The organism is Candidatus Amarolinea aalborgensis, assembly GCF_900491745.1.
Classification (GTDB): domain Bacteria; phylum Chloroflexota; class Anaerolineae; order SSC4; family Amarolineaceae; genus Amarolinea; species Amarolinea aalborgensis.
Genome location: NZ_UETR01000012.1, coordinates 78932 through 101154, shown reverse-complemented (window position 1 = coordinate 101154; position 22223 = coordinate 78932). Strand labels below are relative to the sequence as shown.

Annotated in this window: 22 protein-coding genes; 9 read left to right on the top strand and 13 right to left on the bottom strand. The window is 62.6% G+C overall.

The features are described from left to right. The first annotated feature begins 4 nt into the window (after nucleotides 1–4). The 3 genes from ACPQ6D_RS15500 (at nucleotide 5) to ACPQ6D_RS15490 (ending at nucleotide 1811) form a co-directional block, all read left to right on the top strand. On the top strand, nucleotides 5–277 hold the full coding sequence (locus ACPQ6D_RS15500; RefSeq protein WP_423225248.1) for a hypothetical protein: 273 nt from the start codon (nucleotides 5–7) through the stop codon (nucleotides 275–277). Between the two features lie 158 nt (nucleotides 278–435). Then, nucleotides 436–1038, top strand: a complete 603-nt coding sequence (locus ACPQ6D_RS15495; protein WP_423225247.1) for a class I SAM-dependent methyltransferase — start codon at nucleotides 436–438, stop codon at nucleotides 1036–1038. Then, nucleotides 1035–1811 carry a glucose 1-dehydrogenase gene (locus tag ACPQ6D_RS15490; RefSeq protein ID WP_423225246.1) on the top strand — a complete coding sequence of 259 codons (777 nt, stop codon included), beginning with the start codon at nucleotides 1035–1037 and terminating at the stop codon, nucleotides 1809–1811. The genes ACPQ6D_RS15495 and ACPQ6D_RS15490 overlap by 4 nt, the downstream gene beginning before the upstream one ends. A gap of 72 nt (nucleotides 1812–1883) precedes the next feature. On the opposite strand, the gene ACPQ6D_RS15485 is transcribed toward ACPQ6D_RS15490, so the two are convergent. Together ACPQ6D_RS15485 and ACPQ6D_RS15480 are read right to left on the bottom strand one after the other, a co-directional pair. Then, nucleotides 1884–2330, bottom strand: a complete 447-nt coding sequence (locus ACPQ6D_RS15485) for a hypothetical protein (RefSeq protein WP_423225245.1) — start codon at nucleotides 2328–2330, stop codon at nucleotides 1884–1886. Between the two features lie 202 nt (nucleotides 2331–2532). Beyond that, nucleotides 2533–4512 carry a protein O-mannosyl-transferase family gene (locus ACPQ6D_RS15480; protein ID WP_423225244.1) on the bottom strand — a complete coding sequence of 660 codons (1980 nt, stop codon included), beginning with the start codon at nucleotides 4510–4512 and terminating at the stop codon, nucleotides 2533–2535. 398 nt (nucleotides 4513–4910) lie between these two features. Between ACPQ6D_RS15480 and ACPQ6D_RS15475 the strand changes: the two genes are divergently transcribed. Beyond that, nucleotides 4911–6356, top strand: coding sequence for a hypothetical protein (locus ACPQ6D_RS15475; protein ID WP_423225243.1), 1446 nt, complete (start codon nucleotides 4911–4913; stop codon nucleotides 6354–6356). A gap of 11 nt (nucleotides 6357–6367) precedes the next feature. Here the strand turns inward: ACPQ6D_RS15475 and thpR are convergent, their stop codons facing one another. From thpR to ACPQ6D_RS15430, 9 genes are all read right to left on the bottom strand, one after another. Beyond that, nucleotides 6368–7006, bottom strand: coding sequence for an RNA 2',3'-cyclic phosphodiesterase (gene thpR / locus ACPQ6D_RS15470; RefSeq protein ID WP_423225242.1), 639 nt, complete (start codon nucleotides 7004–7006; stop codon nucleotides 6368–6370). Nucleotides 7007–7040: 34 nt separating this feature from the next. Next, nucleotides 7041–8387 (bottom strand): UbiD family decarboxylase, encoded by a 1347-nt coding sequence (locus ACPQ6D_RS15465; RefSeq protein WP_423225241.1) that lies wholly within the window; start codon nucleotides 8385–8387, stop codon nucleotides 7041–7043. An 8-nt stretch (nucleotides 8388–8395) separates the two neighbouring features. Next, complete coding sequence (gene mvk, locus ACPQ6D_RS15460) at nucleotides 8396–9343, bottom strand: mevalonate kinase (RefSeq protein WP_423225240.1); 948 nt, start codon at nucleotides 9341–9343, stop codon at nucleotides 8396–8398. Nucleotides 9344–9404: 61 nt separating this feature from the next. Continuing rightward, nucleotides 9405–9746, bottom strand: coding sequence for a XisI protein (locus tag ACPQ6D_RS15455; protein WP_423225239.1), 342 nt, complete (start codon nucleotides 9744–9746; stop codon nucleotides 9405–9407). Further along, the gene (locus ACPQ6D_RS15450; RefSeq protein ID WP_423225238.1) at nucleotides 9716–9898 is read right to left on the bottom strand and encodes an element excision factor XisH family protein; all 183 of its coding nucleotides are present in this window, start codon (nucleotides 9896–9898) and stop codon (nucleotides 9716–9718) included. Before ACPQ6D_RS15450 ends, ACPQ6D_RS15455 begins: the two co-directional genes overlap by 31 nt. After that, entirely contained in the window at nucleotides 9855–10151 is a 297-nt protein-coding gene (locus tag ACPQ6D_RS15445) for an element excision factor XisH family protein (RefSeq protein WP_423225237.1), read from the bottom strand. The genes ACPQ6D_RS15450 and ACPQ6D_RS15445 overlap by 44 nt, the downstream gene beginning before the upstream one ends. Nucleotides 10152–10159: 8 nt before the next feature. Then, nucleotides 10160–11536 carry a dipeptidase gene (locus tag ACPQ6D_RS15440; RefSeq protein WP_423225236.1) on the bottom strand — a complete coding sequence of 459 codons (1377 nt, stop codon included), beginning with the start codon at nucleotides 11534–11536 and terminating at the stop codon, nucleotides 10160–10162. A 64-nt stretch (nucleotides 11537–11600) separates the two neighbouring features. Beyond that, on the bottom strand, nucleotides 11601–13406 hold the full coding sequence (gene pepF, locus ACPQ6D_RS15435; RefSeq protein ID WP_423225235.1) for an oligoendopeptidase F: 1806 nt from the start codon (nucleotides 13404–13406) through the stop codon (nucleotides 11601–11603). Between the two features lie 13 nt (nucleotides 13407–13419). Then, nucleotides 13420–14331, bottom strand: coding sequence for an NYN domain-containing protein (locus ACPQ6D_RS15430; protein WP_423225234.1), 912 nt, complete (start codon nucleotides 14329–14331; stop codon nucleotides 13420–13422). Nucleotides 14332–14439: 108 nt separating this feature from the next. Here ACPQ6D_RS15430 and ACPQ6D_RS15425 point away from each other — a divergent pair, with 108 nt between their 5' ends. Beyond that, entirely contained in the window at nucleotides 14440–15351 is a 912-nt protein-coding gene (locus tag ACPQ6D_RS15425; RefSeq protein WP_423225233.1) for an isoaspartyl peptidase/L-asparaginase family protein, read from the top strand. A 20-nt stretch (nucleotides 15352–15371) separates the two neighbouring features. Here the strand turns inward: ACPQ6D_RS15425 and ACPQ6D_RS15420 are convergent, their stop codons facing one another. Together ACPQ6D_RS15420 and recN are read right to left on the bottom strand one after the other, a co-directional pair. Continuing rightward, entirely contained in the window at nucleotides 15372–15998 is a 627-nt protein-coding gene (locus tag ACPQ6D_RS15420) for a Uma2 family endonuclease (RefSeq protein ID WP_423225232.1), read from the bottom strand. A gap of 107 nt (nucleotides 15999–16105) precedes the next feature. After that, entirely contained in the window at nucleotides 16106–17902 is a 1797-nt protein-coding gene (gene recN, locus ACPQ6D_RS15415) for a DNA repair protein RecN (RefSeq protein WP_423225231.1), read from the bottom strand. A gap of 293 nt (nucleotides 17903–18195) precedes the next feature. Between recN and ACPQ6D_RS15410 the strand changes: the two genes are divergently transcribed. From ACPQ6D_RS15410 to ACPQ6D_RS15395, 4 genes are all read left to right on the top strand, one after another. Then, complete coding sequence (locus ACPQ6D_RS15410; protein ID WP_423225230.1) at nucleotides 18196–18450, top strand: type II toxin-antitoxin system HicA family toxin; 255 nt, start codon at nucleotides 18196–18198, stop codon at nucleotides 18448–18450. Beyond that, nucleotides 18447–18779 (top strand): type II toxin-antitoxin system HicB family antitoxin, encoded by a 333-nt coding sequence (locus ACPQ6D_RS15405; protein WP_423225229.1) that lies wholly within the window; start codon nucleotides 18447–18449, stop codon nucleotides 18777–18779. The genes ACPQ6D_RS15410 and ACPQ6D_RS15405 overlap by 4 nt, the downstream gene beginning before the upstream one ends. A gap of 211 nt (nucleotides 18780–18990) precedes the next feature. Further along, nucleotides 18991–19461: a MaoC/PaaZ C-terminal domain-containing protein gene (locus ACPQ6D_RS15400; protein ID WP_423225228.1), complete on the top strand. Its 471-nt coding sequence runs from the start codon at nucleotides 18991–18993 to the stop codon at nucleotides 19459–19461. Between the two features lie 85 nt (nucleotides 19462–19546). Beyond that, complete coding sequence (locus ACPQ6D_RS15395) at nucleotides 19547–22024, top strand: endonuclease MutS2 (protein ID WP_423225227.1); 2478 nt, start codon at nucleotides 19547–19549, stop codon at nucleotides 22022–22024. Nucleotides 22025–22223 lie beyond the last annotated feature (199 nt).

Genomic DNA, 22223 nt, shown 5'->3' with positions numbered 1-22223 from the left:
TACAATGGCAAACGAATTTCATGTCACGATGCAGTTGAACCCACAAGAGCAGGAAGTGGTGGACATGCTGAAGGATGAGATGCAGCTTGGCTCCACGGATGATGTCCTGCGGATGTTGGTGCGCCAGGAGGCGCAGCGTAAGGCGGTAGTCTGCCCGACGTGCGGTCACCTGGCGCGCAAGGCCGCGGAGGATGTCGCAAACTGCAATTCCTGCCTCTCTGTGATTACGCTGAGCGAGGGCATCTGGGAAGTTGTACAGATGCAAAGACGCCCATAGGGCGGCCAGCTTTGACTGCCGCCCACGAGCGCATTTTGGTTTCGCGCTGTTGGCCCACGCCGATGGGCCGGGGAATGTAGGAGCGGCTCGCAGCCGCCCGGTTTGTGGGTGCGTCGCCTTGGATTGATCCATTCATCTCGCCAGCAAGAGGCACGCGCATGGGGTGGAAACGTAGAATTCTATTTGGACTAGCCTATCTCACGGGTAATACGCCCTGGGATACGGGCGTGACGCCGCCAGAGGTGATACGCCTGGTCCAGTCAGGTGAATTGATGCCCGGCCGCGCCGTTGACCTGGGCTGCGGCACAGGTCTGAACGCGATTTACCTGGTGCGGCATGGTTGGGAAGTGACCGGGGTGGATGGCGCCGCGGCGGCCATCCGGCGGGCGCGGCGTCGCGTGGAACGGGAGGTCGCTGCGCTCAGCCAGCACATACGCTTCGTGGTGGGCGAAGTGACGGATTGGCGTTGGGCCGATGCGCCGTTTGATCTGGCTCTCGATATTGGCTGTCTACACGGCCTGAGCGCGGCTGAGCAGCGATCTTACGCGGCGCAGTTGAATCGGTACACAACGCCAGGCGCCCATTTCTTGCTGTACGCCCGCGGCGCCCAACGTCCCGACGGGCAAGCGGCTCCGTTTGGTCTCGATCAGGCGCAGATCGAGTCGCTCTTGACGCCGGCATGGCGCCTGGTCTGGGCGCAGCACGGCCAGGAAGGCCCCTATGCCTCTGCCTGGTATCTTTTCCGGAGAGATGATCTGTGAATCCATTCGATTTGACGGGCAAAGTGGCGATCATCAGCGGCGCGTCTCGCGGCATCGGCGAAGCCATTGCCATCACGTACGCGCAGGCGGGCGCGGCGGTTGTGTTGACCAGTCGCAAGCTGGAGAACGTTGGTCCGGTGGCCGACAAGATCAAAGCGGCCGGTGGGCAGGCGCTGGCGCTGGCGGCGCACGCCGGTCAAGAGGCCGAAGCCGAGGCCGTGGTGACGCAGGCGGTGGGGACCTTTGGGCGTGTGGATATTGTCGTCAATAATGCGGGAACGAACCCTCATTTTGGCCCCTTGCTGACGGCCGAAAGCAGCCATTGGGACAAGATTTTCGAGGTCAACGTCAAAGGCTATTTCTTTTTGATCAAAGCCGCGGCGCCGGTCATGCGCAGGCAGGGCAGCGGCAAGATCATCAACATCGCCTCGATTGCTGGCATCAACCCAGGGCCGATGATGGGCGTCTACAGCACCAGCAAGGCCGCCGTCATCATGCTGACCAAGGCCCTGGCGGCCGAGCTTGGCCCAGAGAACATCCAGGTCAACGCCCTGGCGCCAGGCTTCATTCGCACCAAGTTTTCGGCTGCGCTCTGGGGTAATCCAGCGTTGAAGGAAATGTTGGAGAAGGCCACGCCCCAGCGCCGTATTGCGCCCGTGGATGAACTGACCGGGGCTGCGCTCTACCTGGCCTCAGACGCGTCCAGCTTCACAACCGGCAGCGTGCTGGTGGTGGATGGCGGCTTCAGCCTGGGCGCTCTGCCCATCGGCTAACGCACATACTGCGAGCCAGGCGCGAGAAACCCGACCTCTGCCAGAGGTCGGGTTTCTCGCGTTATCGTTCGTTCAAGCTACGCCGCAGTAGCTCTTCAAGCCCTGGTTCAGCGCCCGGTGAATTTCGAACGCGATCGCCTGCGCCACGATGGGGCGGATCAAAGGCACCAGGGGCCGCAGCCACACCGGCAAACGATCGGTGATGCGGGCAATCAGCTCACCGAGCAATTCATCCACTTTGGTCTTGATCTCCTCGGCCGACAGCGCAACCAGCCTGTCGTATACATCAGGGCCGCAGATCACCATTTTCGCCGCACGGGCGACTTGATCCCAGAGCCAGCCTATCACGCCCTGTGGATGCTCCAGCGCCCGCGTTGCCTCCGGCGCTTGTATCACATCTGCGGGAATGACCGCGCGTTGACCTTCGCCGGCTTGATAGTCCTCAAATGAAGAAGGCTCACCAGCCAACAGGCCGCGCACCTGTTCGACGAGTTGTTCATCAGCTTGTGGTAAGGACATAATCTACCTCCGTTGCGTGCTTTGTTGTGCTGCATTTCGATGCCTTGCCCGCGCTTGCCTCAAGCGCAAGAATGAATCTGACAAAGCACTGAGCCTGCCGCAGACCTGGAATGATTGGAGATCGGGGAACAACTGAGTGCATTTCGATCATACCACAAGTGCCATGAATTGGAAAGATGGGTGAGAGGAGAGAGGCGCGCTTCTAGTCGAAAGCTGGCAGCGTCAGTCGCCCCATTTCCTGGCCGTCGGTCGCCCGGTAGAGAATGAGCAGGGGCGTGAACGGCCCCCGCGCCTGCCGCGGCAGCGGCAGATCGTAGACATCCACGATGCGTTCGCCAGCCCGCCAGGTCGTTGTGGGGCGCGTCCGGTGGACTGGCTCAGCATCATACTGCGCGACCACGCGGCCGGACGCGTCGAGCAGGCGCGCCGAAACCTGCATGGCATCGGCCGGCGGCGCGTGCACCTGCCAAACGAGGCCAATGCGCTGTAAGCGCCCCTGGTGCACGGGCGTCGGCCAACTGGCAGCCGCCACGATGTCAATCTCCGGCGTCATAGCAGCCGCAGCTTGCAGAGCGGGCGGTTCCGGCGCCGGCGGCACCGCGGCTGTGCGTACGCGCAGCAGCGGCCCGACAGCATCCACGGCCAGGTTTGACCGATCAGGCTGGACTCCCAGCAGCCCCGCCAGCGGGCGCAAGAGGTAAACGGGCCGGCCCTGAGTCAGCGCGTCCAGCACGGCCGCGCGACGCGCGTCCTCCGCATCAGCCACCACGGTGACCAGGTCAGGGCGCTGATCATCGGTTTGCTGAAAATAGCGCAGCAGCGTGATCTCACCCAGCAGGCCGACGACGGTCGCGCCCGGCTCCAGCGGCTGGCTGAGGATATCCTGCGCGCAGTCGAAGGTTCGCCAGTCGTCGCGGCGATTGGGCGATAGCGCGGGCGCGACGCCCACGGCCAGCGCCTGTTCGCACGTCTGGGGAGCTGGCGGCGCCGCGGTCAGCGCAGCCCAGGCCTGCTGCGTAGGAACCCAGGCCACGGTCAAGGCCAGGGCCGCCTGTACGCCCGTTCGATACCAGGCAAAACGGCCGGGCAGGCGCAAACCCGCCCGGCGCATCTGCGCCAGCCACAGCAGCACGGCATCTTGCGCTTGCCGCATACCAGCCGCCACAAAGAGAGTGAACAGCAGTACGACGGGCAGGAAAAAGACCTCGGCATCCGCAGTTTGATAGCTAAGGGCAAATGCGGCCTGCGCGGCCAGCGTCAACGCCAACACCAACCAACGTCGCTCTTGCAACGGCCAGGGGAAAAGCCCCCACACACCAAGCAGGACGGCGGCCGGGCCAAGCTGCGCCAAGAGGAGCTGCGCCATGTCCGGCGCCGCGCCGCGGCTGGCGGTATGGCCGGCGAAGAAGGCGCCGTAGGCGCTGGCGGTGATGTGTTCCCAGAAGGCAGGCCAGGTATTCAGCCAGGCGCCAGCCGTCGTGGGAATGGCCTGGCCGCGCAGCCAGACATAGGCATAGAGCAGCAGGGGCGCCAACAGCAGCAGCGCAGCCCGCGCCGCGGCCTTCAGCCAACCGACCGCGCTGAATCCAATTCCTGGGCGACCACTGTCCCACCAGTGCATGCCAATCCACAGCGCCAGGCCGGGCGCCAGAAGGAGCGTCATCCGGTGGTGCGTCAACGCCAGGCCGCTTAGAACCAGCAGGGCTGTCGGCAGAGCAACGGGAAGAGTCGCCCCAGCGCGCATCGGGCGTTCGTCGAAGGCAGCCAACCCCAGCGCGACCATGAAGAGGCCATGCAGCGCGTAGACCTCAGCCAGCGTCGCCTGCGACCACCACAGGGGAGAGATCGCAAAGACGGCCGCGGCCAGCAGCGCCGGAACCCGCGCCCCGGTGACGCGCGCCAACAGCCGGTAGAGCAGCGCGACGGTCAACGCCGCGGCGAGGGCCGAAAAGAGGTTGGCCCGATAGGCCGCGTCGCCGAGCGGCAGCAGGTGCGTCCACAGCCAGCCGAGCAGGGTGTACAAGGGGTAGCCGGTGGGGTGAGCAATGCCCAACGTAGGCAGGACCACCTGAAATTCCAGGCTGTCATCGAACACCGTGGCAACGGTTGGCGCGGCCGTCATGCCATACAACGCCAGCGCGGCCAGACCCAGGCCCCACGCAATCAAGCGGTCTTTCATCATGATCTCAGCCTATTCCCTTCGCAGGGCTGACAACCAGCCAATTCTCTCTCCCGTGACCCCTGCGCAGGTTGCTCGTAACCGTTCACGAGGTTCGGGAATAGGACGCAGATGCACGCAGAAAAACGCAAATCGGACCAAAGAAAGATCCCAGCGCAGCGCCTGCGGCCACAAACGTCGCAGGGGCCGCATCTGCTATCCAACAAATCAGCCAAATCTGCGTGCGCAGCCTGCGTTAATCTGTGTTCTCTCCATCTCTTTGAACGCTTACGGTTGCTCTTCCACATCCCCGGCGCAGGTTGGGGCAATGCCATTTTGGCCTTCGTGCAATCTCTGGTACACTTGGTCTCAAGATGAAAATTTTGTCATCCATTTGTGGGCCTAATCAGGAGCTTATCCTCATGCGCATCTGCCGGTGCTTGCCCATTGCGTTGCTTGTCAGTCTCATCGCCGCCTTGCCTGCGCACGCAGCCTCCACAACGACGCCTGATGCGCCGCTGGTATTGGCGCTGTTTAGCAGCGCGCTCGCGCTCCTGCTCCCCCTGGGGCTTACCCTCGTGGTTGCTGGCGGGCTGGAACCAGAGCAGGCCCGTCAAGCGACCCTGACTTTTCTGGCTGTCATGGGACTGGCTGTGCTCAGCTACTGGGCCGTCGGTTTTGCCCTCCAATTTGGCGGCATCGGCCTGGTGGATGGCCGTCCCGGCTTCAATGCGCTCGTCTGGGAATGGTCGGCCCTTCCCGAAAGCTGGGGCGTTGGTTGGGGCATGGCCGGCTTGAGCGGCTTTGGGCTGCTGGGCGCCGGCGCCACCCCAGATGCGTATCTCCTTTTTCTTAGCCGCTTGCCCTGGGTCATCACCGCGACGCTGATTCCGCTCCTGGCGCTGCGCGGACGCGCGCCCGCGTCAGTCACCCTGTTCGGCGGCGCCCTCAGCGGCGGGCTGCTCTATCCCCTGACCAGCAACTGGAGCGTTGGCGGCGGCTGGTTATCCAACCTGGGCCGCAACCTGGGGCTTGGGCATGGCCTGGTGGATTTTGCTGGCGCTGGCCCCGTCTTCCTCGTCGGCGCGGCCACGGCCCTGGCCGGCATCCTGATCTTTGTGCCCCGGCGCGCACGACGCGCTGGCGCTGATGTGATTCCGCTGCCGCCGGTGCATTTGCCGCTGCTTGCCATCACCGGCGCAGGCTTCGTGTTGGTGGGCGCGGTCGGTTGGGCGCTGAGCAATCCGCTGCTCGATTGGGTGCACCTGACGGCCGCGCTGCCGGCGGTCAACGTCATTTTGGCCGGTGCTGGCGGCGCGCTGCTGCCCATCGCCTACACATGGTTCGCTGCCGAACATGCTGATCCGCTCATGGCGGCACGCGGGCTGACGGCTGGCGTGGTCAGCGGCCTGGCCGTGGCCGGATTCGCGCCGCCCTGGGCGGCTCTCGCCCTGGGCGCATTCAGTGGATTGCTCGTTCCGCTCTTCGGTTATTTGGTCGAAGAGGTGCTCCTCCTCGATGACCGCTCCGGCAGCCTCAGCGTCTTTGGCCTCAGCGCGCTCAGCGGGCTGATTGGACTGGCTCTCTTGGCCGACGGCCGCTTCGGGCAAGGCTGGAACGGAATCGGCGCTGAGTCCTATCTGGGCGTCGTCGGTCAAGGCGTTAGCGGCCTTTGGCCCGCGGCTGGCTTTCAGGCAGACTGGCCTGGCCAACTTCAGGCTCAGTTGGCCGGCGCGGCCGCCGAAGCCCTCTTCAGCTTCCTCCTCGCCACGCTGGCTTTCGGCGCGCTGGCCGCCTTACTGCAGCTCGGTCAGCGCCAGCGCCCGCCCCTTACCCGCCCAGGGGCCATGCTGAATGATGAACGCTGACTTTGTGCTTCCTAACTTCCTAGCTTCACCTCTCTCAATGCTGTATAAATCGGGCCGCCTGGCTGCAGATCGCTCCGAATAAAGGTGATGGCCGATACCGCCAACGTGGACAGTTCGCCTACTTCGAACTGCTCAATCGCGGCGCCCAACAGCGCGCGCTCGCGACTGGTCGCGCTGTCATTGATGCGGCCAATCGTCAAATGCGGTGTGAACGGCCGCGCTTCCGTGGGCCAGCCCAACGGCGAGACGCTTCGTTCGACCGCGTCGGCCAGTTTCTGTAGGCGCTGTCCACGATCTACCAGCCCGGCCCACACCACATGCGGACGTTTGAAATTGGGAAAACAGCCGCGGCCGGCCAGGGTGACTTGAAAAGGCATGATCGCTGGGCCAAGGCTGTCAAGAGCGGAACTCACAGCCGCCACCTGGTCAGGCCGGGTGTCTCCCAGGAATTTGAGAGTGATGTGAATGTTTTCCGGCGCCACCCAACGCACCAGGCCAGGCAGCATCAGCGGATGCAAGGCCACTTGCAGGGCTTTGAGTTGGCGACGCGCTTCAGCATCCAGCTCCACTGCGATGAAAGTGCGCAGCGCCGCGGGTGCGGAGTCTCCGCGCGCGCCAGGGGGTTTGCGGGAAGGTGATGTGTTTTTCATCTGGTCTCCATGCCTACACAATCAGCCGAATGGATTACGCCGTGCGATAGCGGCTCAGATCAACCGGGGGAAAGGTCACCTTTTGATAGGCGGCCGGTTCGCGCGGGCCAGTTGGCGTACTCCAGAACATGGTGGCGTCCACGCCGAGCTTGTCGGAACGCGACTTCTGGCCGGGGATGTGGACGGCCGAGGGGTCCAGCGAGCTGGAAGGCTGGCTGGGAAAAAGATGCAGCCCCTGGCCGCCTTGAAAACGGGTGGCAATCGCCCACTCCACATCGGCCGGATTGAACGGGTCAATATCACGATCCACCACCACGATGTGCTTGAGCGAGCTGTGCCCTCGAAAGGCGGCCTCGATGGCCCGCAGGCCATCGTCTGGCGTCTGTTTGTCAATCTGCACCACGGCGTGCAGCCAACTGGCGCCGCCGGGCGTGATGTTGACATTGAGGCAGTGGCAAACCTGGTTGACCTCACGGAAAATGGTCGGTTCACGCGGCATGCCCATCAACAGCTTGTGCTCCAGGCGTCCAGGCAGCAGCGCATGGTAAATGGGCCGGCGGCGGTGCGTAATGCAGTCCACCTCCAGCAGCGGCTGCTGGCGCACAAAATCAAGCGTCTGTGTCAGGTCAACGAACGGGCCTTCCGCGGTTAGACGATGCGTCAGGCGTCCTTCGATCACCACCTCGGCCGCGGCCGGCACCAGCACATCGTTCGTATGGCAGCGCGCAAGGGGCGTCGGCGCCAGGGCCTGGGCAATAGTCAGCTCGTCCACGCCGGGCGGCGGGGCCATGGAGGCCGCAAGCAGAACATGCAGCGGCAGGCCGATGCAGATGGCAACCGGCAAATCGCCGCGAGTTTTGCGCAGCGCGGTGTCGGTGCCGCGACGCTCCACCAGGCGCAGTGCGGCGTGGCGCGGGCCGAGGCGCAGCACCCGATGAAACGACGCATTGGCGCCCGTGTCGGGATCGTTCGTAAAGAGCACCGCCGCGGTGGCATACGGCCCGGCATCGCTCGCCCAATGCGTCAGGAAGGGAATGGTTTCTAGATCGGGCGTCGGCTCGATCACTTCCTGGCATGGCGCCTGGTCGCCTGGTACGACGGGCGGCGGTTGAGGATCGGCCAGGGCCGCGGCCAGGCGAAAGATCAGCTCAGGCGCAGTGCAGCCCAGGGCCGCGGCAAAGTGGCCCCGGTCTGCGCACAGACCGGTCACGACCTCGTACTCGCTGCCAATCACGTGACGAAAGCGGACAATGCGGCCCGGCGCTTCATCTTCGATAGCGCCGCTGACCGCGGCCAGTTCCAGGCAGGGGTCAACTGGCCGGTCAATGGTGATGACCTGGCCCCGGGCGCTGACAAGTTCAAGAAAAGTACGCTGATCCATAGATGCTTTCAGGTATTGACGCCAATGGGCGTAATGATGACTGCCGCTGCGCCGGCGTCGTGCACAGCCTGCTCCACCGCGGCCGCCGCGATGGAATCTACCAGGGCGATGACATTGCCGCCGCGACCGCCGCCGCTGAGCTTGGCGCCAAATGCGCCGGCAGCGTTGGCGGCGGCCACCAGGCGATCAAGAATCGGCGCGGAGACCCCCATTTGGCCCAAGACAGCATGATTGGCGGTCATCAGTGCCCCCAGGTGGAACCAATCCCCGGCCAGCATGGCTGCGCGCCCGGCGTTGACCAGGCCGGCCACCTGATCGAACAAGCCTTCGAAGCGCGTTGGATCGGCCTGCCATTGGCCGCGCACATCGCCCACGGTCTCGCGCGTCGGGCTGGCAATGCCGGTGCTGGCAATCACGAGCCAGAAAGGGTGCGGAATGTCAAAGGGCTGCGGCGGCTGCCCTTTGACAAACCACACAGGTTGGGCGTAGGCAATGACGGTGTTATCAATGCCGCTTGGTGTGCCGTGGTGCAGGCATTCCACCTCGTAGACCAGGGCTGACACAGCCGCTGGGGGCAATGCCTGCCCAGCCCAGGCGGCCACGGCCCGGACGATCGCGGTCGAAACCGCTGCGCCGCTGCCCATGCCGCCAGCCACGGGAATGGTTGAACGTACGCGCACCTCGCCGCCGGGCGCGGGGCGCTGCACAGAGGCCAAAGTCAGGCGCAGCGCCAGCGCCAGGGGATCAGCAGGCGGCGCGGTGGACAAGGCGAAGCGTTGGTTCAGGTCGGCGGCATCAATCCACAGCTCGGCCGCGTCGTCTTCCACGGTCAGCGTGGCCGTGGCCTGCACCTGAAAGACGGGCGCCGCCATCGCCGGCCGCCCGTACACCACGGCATGTTCGCCCATCAAGATAATTTTGCCCGGCGCGGAGGCCGTGTAGCGCGCGTGTGACATGTTTTTAGTCAGGGCGATGGGACGCCCAGAGTCCTCGCCCTTTGCTGCTTAGCCTGATGCTTCATGCGACGGCAAATTCGCCCAATGCGCGTACTTCTGGTTCCTGGAAGGCCAGGACGATGTCCTCTGGCGGAACGCCGGCCTTCATGAGTTCGGTGGCAATCCCATCCTCAGTCCAGTCCTGTTCGATCCAGATCTTATCTCCACGCAAACGAATGTGGAGGGTAACCCCATGTACCCGCTGCTGATCTCGCCAGCCAGTTTGCATCCAGAGGTATTGGTCCCGCTCCTCGTCAAACAGCAGCACCGTCTCCATGCCCGGCCTCGCTTGTCGAGATACTACATCCGCATAGCGCGAAAGTAGATTCCTGATCAGATTTCGGTAGTGGGTGATTTTGTCCATACTACAATCTCCTCAGACTCTACGTCCACAACCAAGATAGGTAGTTTGTATCTTTGGGCAATCACTTGGATGGCTCTCTGGCTGAACAAGCCATTGTAGACACCGCGACTAACAGCCAAAAACAGCTTTCGTTCGGGGTCTACGAGTTCCAAGAAGCCCTGATACAAGGTCGTATTGCCCAAGAGCAAGTTTGAGATCTTGGATTGGCGATCGGCTAACGAAGCTTTTGACTTCAACCACGATCTTGTGGCTGCCAAGTTGAGCCGCCATGGCACGCTCAGCTCCCAAATCGGCGAACAAGGTGATTTCTTCGAATTGGACAACATATGGATCATGCGTAATGAGCCAACCGGCTTTCACGAGTGCGTTCTTTACTGCGTCATGAATGCTGTCTGGAGCAGGCATAGTAACCTTTATTGGAGCAAATTGTACAAGAAGTGAATAATCGCGTCCGTGCCGCGTGACCAGTTGGGAAGGTGCTGGCGTTCGTTGGGAGAGTGAATGCGGTCGCCGGGTTGGCTGAAACCGGTCAGCACCGAATCAATGCCCAAGATCTGCTTGAGGTCTGCCACGATAGGCACGCTGCCGCCGCCGCGGGTGAAGACGGGGGCCACGCCCCACACCGTTTGCAGCGCAGCCTGCAGCGCCTGCACCTCGGCCGTTGATCGCTCGGTGATGACCGCTGAGGCCGCGTTGAGTTCTTTCGCTTCCCAGCGCACCGTCGCTGGCGCATGGGCCGCCAGGTAGCTGAGGAACTGGCTGCGCACCTCGCGCGGGTCTTGGTCGGGCACCAGGCGCATGGAGATTTTGGCCATGGCCTTGGCGGGCAGCACGGTCTTGGATCCTTCATCGGTGAAGCCCGACAGGAGGCCGTTGACCTCCAATGTGGGCCGGGCGCCAATCCGCTCAACGGCTGAGAAACCAGCTTCACCCCACAACTCAGCGACGCCGGCCTGCTGGCGAAAATGTTCGTCGCCAAAGGGCAAGCGCGCCAACTCGGCGCGTTCTTCCTCGCTCAGGGGACGCACGCGGTCATAGAATCCCGGCAAGGTGACGCGGCCGCTGGCATCGTGCATGCCGGCCACCAGATCGCACAGCACCTGCGCGGGGTTGTGGATCACGCCGCCGTAGCCGCCCGAATGCAGGTCGCGTTCAGGGCCGTAGACGGTCAGATCGTAGTAGGTGAGGCCGCGCAAGGCGTAGCCAATGGCTGGAATTCCTTCCACCAGGCCGCCAGCATCTGCGTTGAGCGAGAAGTCGCTGGCAAGAAGGTCGCGGTGATTGGAGATGAAGTCAGCCATGCTGGGTGAGCCGATCTCCTCTTCGCCCTCGATGAGGAATTTGAGATTGACCGGCAGCCCGCCGGCGTGCAGCGCGGACTCGATGCCGTTCAAGACCGCGGTCACCTGCCCTTTCATGTCAGAGGCGCCGCGCGCATGGACGTAGTCGCCTACGAGGGTCGGCGTGAAGGGGTCGCTTGTCCACAGGTCCAGCGGATCGGCCGGCTGTACGTCGTAATGCCCATAAATCAGCACCGTACGTGCGGCTGGCCCCGCGCCTGACCATTCGCCAAAGACGACCGGATGGCGCGTTGTCGGTATGATTTCCACGTGGCTGATGCCAATCGTGCGCAGGTGGTTGGCGACCCAGGCGGCCGCGGCCTGGATGTCGGTCGCGTGCGCAGGATCAGTCGAAATGGAGGGGATACGCAAGAAATCCTGATACTCGGTCAAGAAGCGCGCGCGCTGGGCCTCGGCAAAGGCCAGCGCCGTGCGGCGTGCGTCAGTCATGGTGGTTCCCTCGTTGAGAATACAATTTCATATTGCACGTGTCCGATTTGTTGGGCGGACAGGGTTACGCTGTCAGTGTGTCCAGGCGCTCTACCAGTTCGGCCAGCACGGCAAAGGTATCCTCCACAGCCTGCGGTGTGGTCATATCCACGCCGGCCAACCGAAGGGCATCCAACGGGTAAACCGAACTGCCTGCCTGCAAGAACTGCCGATAAGCGCCAGCGGCGCCAGGCTCGCTGCGCAGAATCCGTCCGGCGAGGGCGTGAGCCGCAGAGATGCCGGTGGCATACTGATACACGTAGTAGTCAGCAAACAAGTGTCCAAAAGCCGCCCAGTTCATTCCTACCCGCTCACGATCCAACACGACCTGGTCCCCAAATCCTTCAGCGTAGAGATCGGCCAGTAAATTGATCATGTCATCGGCCGTGGTTCCCTGGCCGCGTTCGACGCGCTGATGCACAGCCAATTCAAACTGCGCCAACATCGGCATGATGAAGAAGTAGCGGTAGAAGTTAGACATGCCTTCTTCGATGACAGCAATCTGGAAGGCTGTTTCGTTAGGCTGCGCCAGGAGATAGCCGCGCATCATGGCCTGGTGGAAATTGGAAGCTACTTCGGCCACAAACAACGAGTAATCGGCGTAGACATAAGGCTGGTGCTGCCAGGTCAGGTAAGAGTGCATCGAATGCCCCAGTTCGTGCGCCAGCGTGCTCAGGCTGAACAGATCGTCATGGTAGCTCATGAGGATGAAGGGATGCGTCCCCGGCGAGCCGGTCGAGAAAGCGCCGGCGACCTTGCCCACATTCGGCAGCACATCTATCCAACCATCTTCCAGCGCGCCCCGGCGGAGGATGTCTACATAATCGTCGCCCAAAGGCCGCAGCGCAGACGCAATGATGTCCACCGCCTGCTCGTAGCGAATCTGGGTTTTCTGGTTGGTTAGCGGCGCCCAAATGTCGTATGGATGCAGGGTTTCAACGCCCAGTGCGCGGCGACGCACGGCCCAGTAGCGGTGCCAGGTGGGTAGATGGCGGCGGAAGGTAGCGATCAGGTTGTGGAACACGGCGGGCGGCACATTGATGTTGAACAGGGAGGCTTCGAGGGTGGAGGCGTGCCGTCGCGCGCGCATGTCGAACACATTCTGCTTGACCGACGTTTCCAGCGCAGCCGCCAGGGTATTCTTGACAGTCAACAGACCGTCGGCCTGACTCTCCCAGGCCGTGCGCCGCAGCTGGCGGTCAGGACCGGTGAGCAAATCGCCGAGATTGCTAAGCGTCACCGTCACCTGACTGCCGTCCGCGGCAACCGCCGGGGTCAGCTTCAGCTCGGTATTACGCAGGTGATCTGCAGTTGTCTCTGCGCCGGCAAACGGTTCAGCCAGCATGCCCAGCAGTTCCTCGACTTCGGCCGAACGGACATGGGCCTGCTTGCGGAACAGATTATGGAAATAGTGGGCATAAACCGCCAAGTCTGGTTCGGCCTCCTGCCAAACCGCGAGGACGCCAGCGCCCAGCTCGAGCAGTTCGGGGTCGGCAAAAGAGACCGCGGCGCGCGCTTGCCCAACGAGGCCAAGCACCTGGCTGAAGGCCGCGCTGGCCGTACGATCGGTCATATCCACAAAATGGGCCATGCTGGCGTAGGTGTACAACCGTCCCACCTGGCGCATGATCTGCTCGATAGCGGCAAAGGCAGCCAGCAGCGTAGCCGGCCCCTCCTGCAGGCGGCCTTGGAAGGCGCGCACAGTGTCCAGTTCGGTCTGGACCTGGCGCAACGCAGCATCCCAGGATTCCCAGGATGCAAAAAGACTGACCGCATTCCACTGGTAGGACAGTGGAATCTCGGCGCGCGGCGGGGCTGTTGCTTCTGTCACAGTGAAGATCTCCTCATTGAGTGGTATTGGATTTGCGCGGCTTGCTGTTCGTGGTCGGTTTTGCCAGGATAGCCGCGGCCGTTTTGCGCACATTGCGCTTGGGATCAGTCAATGCCGCCTGCAGCGCGGTCAAGGCGGCCGGCGTGGATAATTGCCCTAAAGCCTGCGCCGCGGCCTCGCGCACCAGGGAAGACGTATCCTGGCGCAAACAAGCAGCCAGGGGTTCAACCGCGGCCGGCGCATCCATCTGCCCAAGGGCCAACGCCGCGGCGGCCCGCACGCGTGCAACCTCGTGCGTCAAGGCATCCAGCAAGACAGGTAAGGCGCGCGACCGCTGCGCAAAGCGGCGCAGCCAGTGAACTGCATTTTCGGCCAGCGTCACGTCCTCGCCGTAGAGCTGCTCCTGCCACCACTCAAACCCGTGCGCCGGCTGGCCGCTGAAGCGGGCCGCGTCCTTTTCCGCCGCCAGGAAGCCGGCGAAGAGATCGGCAAAGACCGGATCGCGCGGGTCAGGCGTTGGATCGCCCGTTGCGGCGACGGCAGGCTGTCCTGCCGATGTCATCTTGGCGGCAAAGTCGTGTGCGCTGATGATGCTGGCGCCCAACTGCCGCGCGCGTCCCGCCAACTCACGGTCGTTCGTGATCACCGCATACTGGCCGGGCTGCGCGCTTTTGCGCAGAAAGGCCACGATCAAATCGTCGGCCGTTTGTGGGCGCTGCGCAAAACGCACCTGCACCCCCGGCGTAGACCGATAATCGGCGCGGCCTGGCGCGTCGCCAGAGTCAAAGAAAACGATCATCGCCTTGCCCGTGAAACCGTGATACGCGCGCAGACGCACAAGCAGCTGGCCTTCGTCGTCTCGATCCCCTAACTCGATCGAGGGCAAGACGCCGATCAAATTGTGACCGTCAATCAGCAGGGACATGATGCCGTAGTATACCACGCGTGGGGAAAAAAGCCGATTGCTTGACTCTCGCGACGTCGTATGTTATCCTAATCCAGGTTGTCAAATCCCATCGTGAGGACATTTCCAATGCCAATTGCTCTCATCGTGCACGGAGGCGCGTGGCAAATTCCACCTGAGCAGCAAGCCGCGCATCTGGCCGGTTGCCAGGCTGCTCATGCGCGCGGCTGGCAAATTCTGAGCCGCGGCGGCAGCGCGCTGGATGCCGTGGAGGCGGCCATCCGGTTGCTCGAAGACGATCCGACCTTCGACGCCGGGCGCGGCTCCGTCCTCAACCTGGCCGGAGACGTGGAACTGGATGCCGGCTTGATGGAAGGCGGTGATTTACGGGCGGGCAGCGTGGTGGCTGTGCGCACGGTATCCAATCCAATCAGTCTGGCGCGCGCGGTGTTGACACAGACAGAGCACGTTCTCCTGGCTGGGGCCGGCGCGGACGCCTTTGCCCGCCGCATTGGTTTCCCCACCTGCTCGCCCGCCGATCTGATTGTGCCGCGTGAACTCGCCAACTGGCGCCAGCACCATGCCCAGGGCCTTGACCGCCAGGCCGAATTCGGCTGTGCGGCGGCCGACACAGTTGGCGCCGTGGCGCTTGACGCCGCAGGGCTGTTGGCCGCAGGCAATTCCACCGGCGGCACATCGTTCAAACTGCCCGGCCGCGTAGGCGATTCGGCCCTGCCCGGCTGCGGCTATTATGCCGACAATACCCTGGGCGCGGCCGTCTGCACAGGATGGGGCGAGCACATCATGCGCACGACCCTGGCGCGCGTGACCGTTGATTTGATCGCACGCCTGGGCGATCCCCAGGCCGCGGCCGAAGCTGCGATCAGCGGCCTGCAGAGGAAATTGAACGGACTGGCCGGCGTCATTTGCCTCAGCCCGGACGGCCGCGTGGGGCGCGCCCACAGCACGGCCAACCTGGCGCATGCCTGGCAAGCGGCCGGGATGGCAACCGCGGCATGTGGGCTTGAAGTTGGCGGATAGCACGCGATGGACAGATGCCTCTAAACCGCGGCCGCGTCCAGGATAGCATCCACCGCGGCCGCGAACCCGGTCAGCAGCGGAGAACGGGCAGATTCGCCGCGCTTGAAAATGCCGTAGGTGACATAGGTGGCGTCTCGCAGAGTCAGAACCGTGACTGTTTCCAACTGTGGGTCAACCAGCCAATACTCCTGAATCCCCGCACGGGCGTATTCCCCGCGCTTGGTCACCACATCACGTTCCCGGTCACTAGGCTCCCCGCTGACCACCTCCACCACCAGGTCAGCGCCTTCGAAGTAATCATTGTGTTCACGCGCCCGATGAGCAGTCGCCATAAAGATCAAATCCGGTTCACGAAATTTGCCGGGCCAGAGCCGCACGCGAAACGGCGCAATCAAGAGGGTGCCAAGACGGCGGCTTGCGACAAAATCAAACAGGAGCCGATACAGGAAGAGAACAATCTGTTGATGGCTGCGGGTCGGCATACTTAGCACCTCTAGATGGCCGTTTGAAAACTCGACCAGGTGATTCGTTTCCAGCGCCATGTATTCTGCCTCGGTCCAGGCGCCTTGCGCCGGAAACAGCAGCGCAATGTCCCACACCGGTTCGAGAAGCTGATCTGGTGAAGTGGCTGGCGTCGTGATGGTCATCTGCATGACTTCCTATTGTGACGTGCGCGGCCGAAGCCCTTGCCCCCGGCCGACATGGTGTTGTTTTCTGTCCGGTCTTGCGTGCAGGCCATGTCGTGGGCGTACGATCAGGGCCCGGTTTCGCTGCTTGGCACGGTCTTGAGTCGTTCGGTTTCTGCCAGCAGAGCCTCCGCGCTCTCACGCCCGACGGAGGTGGGTGTGCCCAGCATCTGCGCCAGCTCTTCGACGCGCGCAGGGCGGGACAATGAGCGGACATCGGTAATGGTGCGTCCGTTGTGCGTATCCTTTGAAACGCTGAAATGGGTGTCGCCAAAGGCAGCCAATTGCGGCAGGTGCGTGATGCAGAGCACCTGGTGGTTGCTGTTCAGGCTCCACAGCTTCTGGCCGACGATGGCGCCGACGCGGCCGCCGATGCCTACATCAATCTCGTCGAAGATGAGCGTGGGCGTCTCATCGGCGTGGCTGAGCACTGTCTTGAGCGCCAACATCAGGCGCGAGGTTTCGCCGCCCGACGCCACCCGCGCCAGGGGCCGCAGCGGCTCGCCAGGGTTGGCCGACACCAGGAATTCCACGCGATCGAGGCCGGTGCTGTCGAAGCTGACACGGCGCTGGATGGCTGATTCGTCCGCGCCTGCGGCCGCCGCGCCGGGAAAGGCGCTGGCCGGCACAAATGCGCCGTCGGCGCTCTCCTGCCATTGAATGTCCACGGCAAAATTGGCGCGCGCCATGCGCAGGTCAGCCAGTTCGTGTTCAATGGCGCGCGCCAGCCGTTCACCCGCGGCCCGCCGCGCGTGCGACATCTGGACCCCCAGCGCGCCGATTTCGTACAGCAGGCGCTTTTCTTCCTTGCCCAATTCCTCGATGCGTTCGCCGGCGTGGGTGATGCTGTCCAATTCAGCCTGGGCGCGCTCGCCAAAGGTAACAATGTCGGCAATGGAATCGCCGTACTTTCGTTTCAGATTGTAAATCAACGACAGGCGTTCCTCTGCCTGCTGCAAGCGCTCTGGATTGAATTCGATGCCATCGCCATAGTGGCGTACTTCGCGGCCGATGTCCACGATCTGCTCAGTCAGGTCGTCCAGTTGGCGCTGCAAGTCTTCCAGGGTTGGGTCAATCCGAATCAGGCGCCCCAAGGCATGGCTGGCATGGCCCAGCATGTCCACGGCGGCCGGCTGCTCGTCGCCGCCTTCTTCTAGGGCAGCAATGACTTGTTCGGTCAACTTCATCAACTGCTCGGCGTTGGACAGGCGTTTCAACTCCATTTCCAGGGCCTTGTCCTCGCCCGTCGCCAGCCGCGCCGCGCCAATTTCGTTCACCTGGTAGGTGAGCAGATCAACGCGCCGCGCCAACTCGCGTTCATCGCGCTGCAAGGCGATCAACTCACGGCGCACCGTGCCCAGCTGGCGCACCAGGCGCGCCATGGTGGTGCGCAAATCCTCTAAATTGACATAACGGTCAAGCAAACCGACGTGGCGTTTGACGTTCATCAGTGACAGATGCTCGCTTTGGCCGTGCACATCTACCAACGCGGCGCCAATTTCAGATAACAGCGCCGTGTTGACCGCGGAGCCGTTGATGCGGCTGATGCTGCGGCCGCCGCGGCGGATCTCGCGCGCCAGGCTCAACTCCTGCCCATCGGTTTCCAGCCCATTCTCGCGCAGCAAAGGGTCAAGAATGGCGGCCAGGCCTGGGGAAAGCATGAAAATCCCTTCCACGAGGGCCTTCTCCTGGCCGGCGCGTATCATGTCTGGCGACGCGCGATCGCCCAACAGCAAGCCGATGGCGTCAATGATGATAGATTTGCCGGCGCCCGTCTCACCGGTGAGCACATTAAAACCAGCGCCGAAGGTCAAATGAAGCTGATCAATAATGGCAAAGTCACGGATCGTTAATTCCGCAAGCACGATGGGTTTGCTCCTCTCCGCGTGCAGCAGTGGTTCCAGGCCGATTATAAGACCAAAAGCCCAAAGCAGAAAATCCCAAACCTTTTGACAAACCAGGGGCAGGGCTAGAATGATGAAAGTGTCAGAGGCGACAAGCTATGGTCGAATAGATAATTGATGCGATTAAGATGACTCGCAGTAATCGTTACCCTAACGATAAGCGGTTGCGTTATCTGTCGCGGGCTGAGCGATTGGCTTTCTAATCCCCGTCTTCTCACTTGCAAACGATAGCAAAACATGCTATCATGCGGTCAATGAACAAGCGGCAACAAAAAACCCTGGACAAGATCTTCCAAACGCCTGTTCCAGCCACCTTGGAATGGGGCGACATCGAGGCGCTCTTGTTAGCATTAGGCGCCAGGATGGTAGAAGGTCGCGGTTCGCGGGTGCGCTTCGAGTTGAACAGCGTTGTCGCAACCTTTCATCGGCCGCATCCAGAGAAAGAGGCGAAGCCCTATCAAGTGCGTGATGCGCGCCGTTTCTTGGAGCAAGCAGGCATCAAACCATGAACACGATGATTTATCGAGGATATGCAGCCCGCATCGAGTATAGCGATGAAGATCAGTGCCTGGTGGGTCATATCGCTGGCATCAATGACGTGGTAGGTTTTCATGGCGATTCGGTGACCGAACTGCGCGCAGCCTTTGAAGAGGCGGTCGAGGACTATTTGGAGGCGTGCGAGAAGTTGGGACGCGCTCCGCAGAAGCCTTATTCAGGCAAACTCATGCTGCGCGTGCCACCTGAAATCCATGCCGCAGTGGCTGTTGCGGCTCAGGTCAGCGGAAAGAGCATCAATCAATGGGCGGTTGAGGCGTTCACCAAGGCTGTGCAGCCATAGTGAAATGATCGTGAAGCGAGCCGGAGAAAACTGATCCGCTTATCTTGATGGCGCTTTGCCGCTGCTCCCTACTGGCTCCAGCAGGCGGAGCTTCATCTCCGTGAACTATGCCCCGAAATTGAAATGCACCCCCTGGTGAGAGTCAGGCGTGCATTTCCCTTATGAAGTATGCTAGAATCGGACTGCGCATTTTACGAAAGAGAGTATTCCAATGGCTAAAGCACTCGCCCGCATCACCGGGCTATTCTTCGAGGAGTTCACGGCGGGCGATTCGATTACCAGCGTCGGGCGCACCGTCACCGAAACCGACGTGGTGAGTTTCGCCGCGCTTAGCGGCGACTGGAACCTGATTCATACGGACGCCGAGTATGCCCGCCAGGGCCTGTTCGGCGAACGCGTTGCGCATGGGCTGCTCGTGCTCTCGATTGCCAGCGGCCTGGCCGTGCGGCTGGGCTTCATGGAAGACACCGTGCAAGCCTTCATGGGCCTGGAATGGGAATTCCGCGGCCCGGTCAAGATCGGCGACACCGTGCGCGTGCGCGCCACCATTGATGAAAAAAAGGCGATGCCCCGCTTGGGCGGCGGCTTCGTCACGTTCAAGATGCAGATTCTCAACCAACGGGACGAAGTTGTCCAACGCGGCAATTGGAAAGTGCTGGTGAAGTCGGCGCCGGCCGCCTGAGCCGTACGTCTGCTGCCAAGAGGCGCAGCGTTTGAGCGATGAGCAGGGGGCCGTGCGTTGCTTTGCCCGCGGACATGGATAGACGATGAATCCGAGATCACTGAAACTCCTGGAATACGACAAAGTGCTGGCCCGCCTGGCCGGGTTTGCCGATTTTTCGGGTGGGCAAGAGCTGGCCCTGGCCCTGCTGCCCACCGATGACCTGCGGCAGGCTCAAGATTGGCAGGCAGAGACCAACGAGGCCCGGCGTTTGCTGCCCGAAAACCCCAACCTGCACCTCGGCGGGGTGTTCGATGTGCGGCCGCTACTGGCGCAGGCCGAACGCGCGGTCACCCTGCGGCCGCCAGACCTGCTCGACATTCGCAGCACGCTGCTGCGCGCCCGCGCCTTGCAGCGCACCATGACCCGCGCCGCGGATACCGCACCGCACCTGGCAGACCTCGGCGCGCGTCTGCAGTCGAGCGATGAAGTGGCGAATGAGATCGGCCGCTGCATCAGCGAACGCGGCGACGTGCTCGACAGCGCCAGCGACGCCTTGCTGCGCATCCGGCGTGAGCTGAAGGTGGCTCACGATCGCTTGATGACCACCCTGCAGCGCCTTGTCACCTCGACGGCCAACCAGCCCTATTTGCAGGAGCCGATTGTTACGCAGCGTCAGGGACGCTATGTGATTCCACTGCGCGCCGAGTTCAAGGGCCGTATCCCTGGTCTGATTCATGACCAATCAGGCAGCGGCGCCACCCTTTTCATTGAGCCGCTGGCCGCGCTTGATCTCAACAACACCTGGCGTGAGATGCAGCTGGCCGAAGAAGAAGAAATCCAGCGTATTCTTACCAAGCTGACCGCCCTGGTGGCGGCAGAAGCGTCCACCATTCAGCGCACCGTGGACACGCTGGCGCAGCTGGATCTCATCCTGGCGCGCGCCCGCTTTGCCGAAAGCCTGATGGCCGTGGAGCCAGAACTGGTTCCGTTCCGGCCGCAATCGGTAGCTAGACCTGGGCAGGATAAGCGTGCGCATGGCAAAGGTCGAGAGACAGCCGCGGAACACGCGCCGCCGATCATGCATCCCGGCTCGACGATTGACCTGAAGCGCGCCCGCCATCCCCTGCTCGATCCGCTCACCGTGGTGCCGATTGATGTGTGGATTGACGACACGTACTACAGCGTCGTCGTCACCGGTCCCAACACGGGCGGCAAGACGGTGTCGCTGAAAACGGTGGGCCTGCTGGCGTTGATGGCCCAGTCTGGCATGCACATTCCCGCGGACGAGGGCAGCCGTCTGAGCGTCTTCGAGGGCATCTATGCGGACATCGGCGATGAGCAGAGCATCGAACAGAATCTATCTACGTTCAGCTCGCACCTGACCAACATTATTGACATCCTGGAAGAGGCCGATAATCGCTGCCTGGTGCTGCTGGATGAGCTCGGCGCCGGCACCGATCCCGAGGAAGGTTCTGCCCTGGCGCGTTCGCTGCTCAGCTTCCTGCTCGACCGCGGCGTGACCACGTTCGCCACTACGCACTACTCCGAGTTGAAGGTCTTTGCGCAGGCGACGCCCGGCATCAAGAACGCCAGCGTGGAGTTCGACTTGGAGACGTTGGCGCCCACCTTTGAGCTGAGCATCGGCCTGCCCGGCCGCTCCAACGCGCTGGCCATTGCCCGGCGCCTGGGCCTGCCCGAGCCGATTGTGGCGAAAGCTGAAGCCCTGGTACGGCCGGAATCGCTGGAATCAGAGGTACTGCTGACCGAGATCAAGACGGCCAAAGACGCCACTTTGAGAGCGCAGAGCGAGGCCGAAATTCGCGCGCGCCAGGTGCAGGTGCTCGAAGCGGACCTGCGCTACCAAATGGCGCGCATCGAAGAGGCGCGGCGTGACGTGATCAACCAGGCGCGCGCGCAGGCGCAGGGCGAGCTTGAGGTTCTGCGTCAGGAACTAGCGCAGCTGCGCCAGCAGATAGCCGCGCTGGGCGCGCCGGGCGCGGCCGATTCCACGCATCGCGCTTTCCTGTCACAGGCCGAATCTGTCTTGCTCACGCGCCTGCAAGAGCAGCGGGCTGTCCCAGACGAGGTGGTGGAGAAGGCGCCGACCGTCGCGCTAGACGGCCCCATTGGCGTGGGGGATCGCGTGTGGGTATCTAGCCTGCAGGCCAGCGGCGAGGTCGTCGCGCTGGAAGGCAGCGACGCCCAAATCATGATTGGCTCCTTCCGCATGAACGTGCCGGCGCGCAGCCTTGAACTGCGCGCCAAGGCCGCCAGTTTGACAGCGCCCGCCAGCACCCGCCAAGGGGGAAGCCGGCTGCCGCCGTCGCCAGGGCTTGAGCTCGATCTGCGCGGGCAGCGCGCCGAAGAGGTGCTGCTCGTGCTGGAAAAATACCTGGACGATGCCTTTTTGGCTGGGCTGCCCTGGGCGCGCATCATCCACGGCAAGGGCACCGGCGTCCTACGCCGCATTGTGCGCGATGAGCTGCGACGCCATCCCCTGGTCAAAGACGCACACAGCGGTGAGGCGAATGAAGGCGGCGACGGCGTCACGATCGTCAAGTTCATCCCCAACCAGGGTTGAACCCTCGCATAAACCGCAGGGATGCACCTGCCGCAAATGACAAGCATGGGTCGAGGGCAGAAGGATTAACTCGCGAAAATTCGTGGCCGAGACTGCTCTGTCAAGGGCGTAACCGATCTTCGGCGTTGTTCGTTCTGATTCACGGCGGTTCAAACTGCAGCAACGAGGGCGAAGCCTGAGTTGTACAGGCTTAGGCGAC

Bases quoted from the DNA above. Each gene is read 5' to 3' on its own strand.
- ACPQ6D_RS15500 (WP_423225248.1), top strand. From the start codon at position 5: ATGGCAAACGAATTTCATGTCACGATGCAGTTGAACCCACAAGAGCAG.
- ACPQ6D_RS15495 (WP_423225247.1), top strand. From the start codon at position 436: ATGGGGTGGAAACGTAGAATTCTATTTGGACTAGCCTATCTCACGGGT.
- ACPQ6D_RS15485 (WP_423225245.1), bottom strand. From the start codon at position 2,330: ATGTCCTTACCACAAGCTGATGAACAACTCGTCGAACAGGTGCGCGGC.
- ACPQ6D_RS15480 (WP_423225244.1), bottom strand. From the start codon at position 4,512: ATGATGAAAGACCGCTTGATTGCGTGGGGCCTGGGTCTGGCCGCGCTG.
- ACPQ6D_RS15475 (WP_423225243.1), top strand. From the start codon at position 4,911: ATGCGCATCTGCCGGTGCTTGCCCATTGCGTTGCTTGTCAGTCTCATC.
- thpR (WP_423225242.1), bottom strand. From the start codon at position 7,006: ATGAAAAACACATCACCTTCCCGCAAACCCCCTGGCGCGCGCGGAGAC.
- ACPQ6D_RS15465 (WP_423225241.1), bottom strand. From the start codon at position 8,387: ATGGATCAGCGTACTTTTCTTGAACTTGTCAGCGCCCGGGGCCAGGTC.
- mvk (WP_423225240.1), bottom strand. From the start codon at position 9,343: ATGTCACACGCGCGCTACACGGCCTCCGCGCCGGGCAAAATTATCTTG.
- ACPQ6D_RS15455 (WP_423225239.1), bottom strand. From the start codon at position 9,746: ATGGACAAAATCACCCACTACCGAAATCTGATCAGGAATCTACTTTCG.
- ACPQ6D_RS15445 (WP_423225237.1), bottom strand. From the start codon at position 10,151: ATGCCTGCTCCAGACAGCATTCATGACGCAGTAAAGAACGCACTCGTG.
- ACPQ6D_RS15440 (WP_423225236.1), bottom strand. From the start codon at position 11,536: ATGACTGACGCACGCCGCACGGCGCTGGCCTTTGCCGAGGCCCAGCGC.
- ACPQ6D_RS15430 (WP_423225234.1), bottom strand. From the start codon at position 14,331: ATGTCCCTGCTGATTGACGGTCACAATTTGATCGGCGTCTTGCCCTCG.
- ACPQ6D_RS15425 (WP_423225233.1), top strand. From the start codon at position 14,440: ATGCCAATTGCTCTCATCGTGCACGGAGGCGCGTGGCAAATTCCACCT.
- ACPQ6D_RS15420 (WP_423225232.1), bottom strand. From the start codon at position 15,998: ATGACCATCACGACGCCAGCCACTTCACCAGATCAGCTTCTCGAACCG.
- ACPQ6D_RS15410 (WP_423225230.1), top strand. From the start codon at position 18,196: ATGAACAAGCGGCAACAAAAAACCCTGGACAAGATCTTCCAAACGCCT.
- ACPQ6D_RS15405 (WP_423225229.1), top strand. From the start codon at position 18,447: ATGAACACGATGATTTATCGAGGATATGCAGCCCGCATCGAGTATAGC.
- ACPQ6D_RS15400 (WP_423225228.1), top strand. From the start codon at position 18,991: ATGGCTAAAGCACTCGCCCGCATCACCGGGCTATTCTTCGAGGAGTTC.
- ACPQ6D_RS15395 (WP_423225227.1), top strand. From the start codon at position 19,547: ATGAATCCGAGATCACTGAAACTCCTGGAATACGACAAAGTGCTGGCC.